The sequence below is a fragment of the Amycolatopsis sp. NPDC059027 genome (assembly GCF_042739735.1).
In the GTDB taxonomy this organism is placed as follows: Bacteria; Actinomycetota; Actinomycetes; order Mycobacteriales; family Pseudonocardiaceae; genus Amycolatopsis.
Genome location: NZ_JBHYIK010000083.1, coordinates 8,510 through 12,087, shown reverse-complemented (window position 1 = coordinate 12,087; position 3,578 = coordinate 8,510). Strand labels below are relative to the sequence as shown.

General features: G+C 72.5%; 2 protein-coding genes. Both read right to left on the bottom strand.

The window, feature by feature from the left end; translation table 11 throughout:
• Positions 1-87 precede the first annotated feature (87 nt).
• On the bottom strand, positions 88-1,524 hold the full coding sequence (locus ACFWY9_RS38280; protein WP_378341178.1) for an NAD(P)H-hydrate dehydratase: 1,437 nt from the start codon (positions 1,522-1,524) through the stop codon (positions 88-90).
• A 17-nt stretch (positions 1,525-1,541) separates the two neighbouring features.
• Positions 1,542-3,404 (bottom strand): glutamine--fructose-6-phosphate transaminase (isomerizing), encoded by a 1,863-nt coding sequence (gene glmS, locus ACFWY9_RS38275; protein WP_378331253.1) that lies wholly within the window; start codon positions 3,402-3,404, stop codon positions 1,542-1,544.
• Positions 3,405-3,578: the final 174 nt, after the last annotated feature.

The following is a 3,578-nucleotide window of genomic DNA, read 5'->3' as shown; positions in this document are numbered from 1 at the left end:
GTCCTTAGCGTGCCTAAGCGCCGCGTTTAGCCCGCTAACTGCGCTCGGTTGGGGCGCGTGGGGCTGATGTGACGAGGTCACGGGTGATCAGGTACGCAGGGAGCGGAGAGCCTCGGGGATGGCGGTGACCAGCGCCGAGGCGGAGGTCGGTGCGCCGCCCGCCGCGAGCGACCCGGCCAGCGCGTGGACGTGCGCCGCGGACGCCGCCGCGAGCCACGGGTCGAGCCCGGCGGCGAGCAGCGCCCCGATGAGACCGGTGAGCACGTCGCCCGAGCCCGCCGTCGCCAGCCACGACCCGCGCGGCGTGTTCACCGCGACCCGCCCGTCCGGCGCCGCGACCACGGTGCAGTGCCCCTTCAGCAGGACCACCGCGTCGTACCGCCGGGCCGCCGCACGCGCGGCCCCGACCCGATCGGCCCCGGGCGCCTCGCCCATCAACCGCTCGAACTCGCCCGCATGCGGCGTCAGCACGAGCGGCGTGTCCGGATCCCGCGCGTCGAGCACCTCCGGCGCACGGGCGACGATCGTCGTCGCGTCCGCGTCGGCACACACCGGCACGCCCTGACCGAGGACGTACCGGAGCACGTCACGGCCTTCCTGCCCGGTGCCGATCCCCGGCCCGACCGCCCACGCCTGCACGCGACCGGCGTCGCTCACCGATCCGGTGGCGACGATCTCCGGCCAGCGCCCGCGCACCACATCGGCCGTGTGCCCCGCATACCGCACCAAACCGGACGTCGCCCGCACCGCCGATCCCGCCGCCAGCACCGCCGCCCCGGGGTAGGTGGCCGATCCGGCCGCGATGCCGACGACACCCTGGCTGTACTTGTCGTCGCTGGGGCCCGGCACCGGCCACGCGGCAGCGACGTCCGACGACTCCAAACGCACCATGTCGGGCTCGCCGAGTTCGGGCCGCAGCCCGATGTCCACCAGCACGACGTCGCCACAAGCGTCGGGTGCCAGCGCGTGCACCGGCTTGAGCGCGCCGAAAGTCACGGTGAGCGCCGCACGCACCGCCGGGCCGTCCACCGCTCCGGTGTCCGGGTCGACCCCGCTGGGCAGGTCGACCGCGACGATCGGCGCGCCCACCCGCTCCACCAGCGCCGCGGCCTCCGGCCGCAACGGACCACGGGCGGAGATCCCGACGATCCCGTCGATGACGACGTCCGCCTTGTCGATCCACTGTGGACCGTCCTCGACAGACACCACCCGGCCGCCGGATCGGCGCAGCGCCGCGAGTCCTGGACCGTGCGCGCGTTCGGGCTTCAGCAAGATGGCGGTGACGGCGACGTTGCGACGGCGCAGGAACGCCCCGGCCCACAACGCGTCACCGCCATTGTTCCCCGAACCGACCAACAGGACGACCCGGCGGCCCGATACGAAGCCCGTGCGCTCAGCGATCAGCGCGGCCGTATGCGTCGCCAGCCCGAAGGCGGCGCGACGCATGAGTTCGCCGTCCGGGGTAACCGCGAGCAGCCGATCCTCCGCCGCGCGAATCCGTTCCGTGGTCCAGATTCCCTGCACGGCGACGCCTCCGGGAGTTACTCGACGGTGACCGACTTCGCCAGGTTACGCGGCTTGTCGACGTCGTACCCGCGGGTGCGCGCGATCTCGGCGGCGAGCACCTGCAGCGGCACCGTGGACACCAGCGGCTGCAGCAGCGTCGGCACCGCGGGGACCTCGATCAGCTCGTCGGCGAACGGCCGGACCGTCTCGTCGCCCTCCTCGGCGATGACGATCGTGCGGGCGCCGCGAGCCTGGATCTCGCTGATGTTCGACACGAGCTTGGAGTGCAGCACCGCGCGTCCCTTGGGCGACGGCATCACCACGACGACGGGGAGACCCTCCTCGATCAGCGCGATCGGGCCGTGCTTCAGCTCGCCGGCGGCGAAGCCCTCGGCGTGCATGTACGCCAGTTCCTTCAGCTTCAGCGCGCCTTCGAGCGCCACCGGGAACCCGACGTGGCGCCCGAGGAACAGCACGGCCTTCGAGTCCGCGATCCGGCGCCCGAGGTCCCGCACCTGGTCCACAGTGGACAGTACCTTCTGGACAGCGGCGGGCATGGCCTCGAGTTCGGCGAACTCGCGCGCCACCTCGTCCGGGTACTTCGTGCCCCGCGCCTGCGCCAGCGCCAGGCCGACCAGGTAGTTGGCCGCGATCTGCGCGAGGAACGCCTTGGTCGAGGCGACCCCGATCTCCGGCCCCGCGTGGGTGTAGAGCACCGCGTCGGATTCACGCGGGATCTGCGCGCCGTTGGTGTTGCACACGGCCAGCACGCGGGCCTTCTGCTCGCGGGCGTGGCGAACGGCTTCGAGGGTGTCCGCGGTCTCGCCCGACTGCGACACCGCGACAACCAGCGTCGCGCGGTCGAGCACCGGGTCTCGGTAGCGGAACTCGCTGGCCAGCTCGACCTCGACCGGCAGGCGGCACCAGTGCTCGATCGCGTACTTGGCGACCAGGCCGGAGTGGTACGCCGAACCGCAGGCGACGACGAAGACCTTGTCGACGTCGCGCAGGTCCTGGTCGGAGATGCGCTGCTCGTCGAGCATGATCCGGCCGGCCTCGAAGTGCCCGCGCAGCGTGTTCGCCAGCGCCTCGGGCTGCTCCTCGATCTCCTTGAGCATGAAGTACTCATGGCCGCCCTTTTCGGCGGCCGAGAGGTCCCAGTCGACGGTGAACGGCTTCGCCTGCGCGGCGTCGCCGTGGAAGTCGGTGACCTCGTAGCCGTCGCGAGTGATCACGACGAGCTGGTCCTGGCCGAGCTCGACGGCCTCGCGGGTGTGCTCGATGAACGCGGCGACGTCGGACGCTACGAAGGTCTCGCCATCGCCGACGCCGACGACCAGCGGCGAGGAGCGCCGGGCGGCGACGATCGTGTCCGGCTGGTCGGCGTGGGTCACGACCAGGGTGAACGCGCCTTCGAGGCGGCGGCACACGGCGGCGACGCTGGCGGCGAAGTCACCGGCGGTCTCGCCGGAGGCGTAGGCGCGGGCGACGAGATGCGCGGCCGTCTCGGTGTCGGTGTCACTGGCCATCTCGACGCCGTCGGCCTCGAGCTCGGCGCGCAGGGCGGCGAAGTTCTCGATGATGCCGTTGTGCACGACGGCGACGCGCTTGGTGACGTCGCGGTGCGGGTGCGAGTTCCGGTCGACCGGCGCACCGTGGGTGGCCCACCGGGTGTGCCCCATGCCGGCGGTGCCCTTGAAGGCGTCCCTGCCGACGGCGTCGAGCTCGGCCTCCAGGTTGGCGAGGCGGCCCGCCTTGCGCTCGACGTTCAGCGCGCCGGCGCCGTCCAGCACCGCGACGCCCGCCGAGTCGTACCCGCGGTACTCCATCCGCTGCAGTCCGCCGAGGACGACGTCCAGGGCCGGGCGGTGTCCGACATATCCCACGATCCCACACACGCGCTCCAGCCTAACGAGGGACATCGCGCCCCCACGCGCGGCTCCGCCACCACGCCCCGGAGCTGCGGTTAGCGGGCTAAACGCGGCGCTGAGCGTGGCTAAGTATCCGGGTCGCCCGGTCCCGGCGCACACCGCTCCCCGACCCCGGCGAGTGCGTTTAGCGGGCTAAACGCA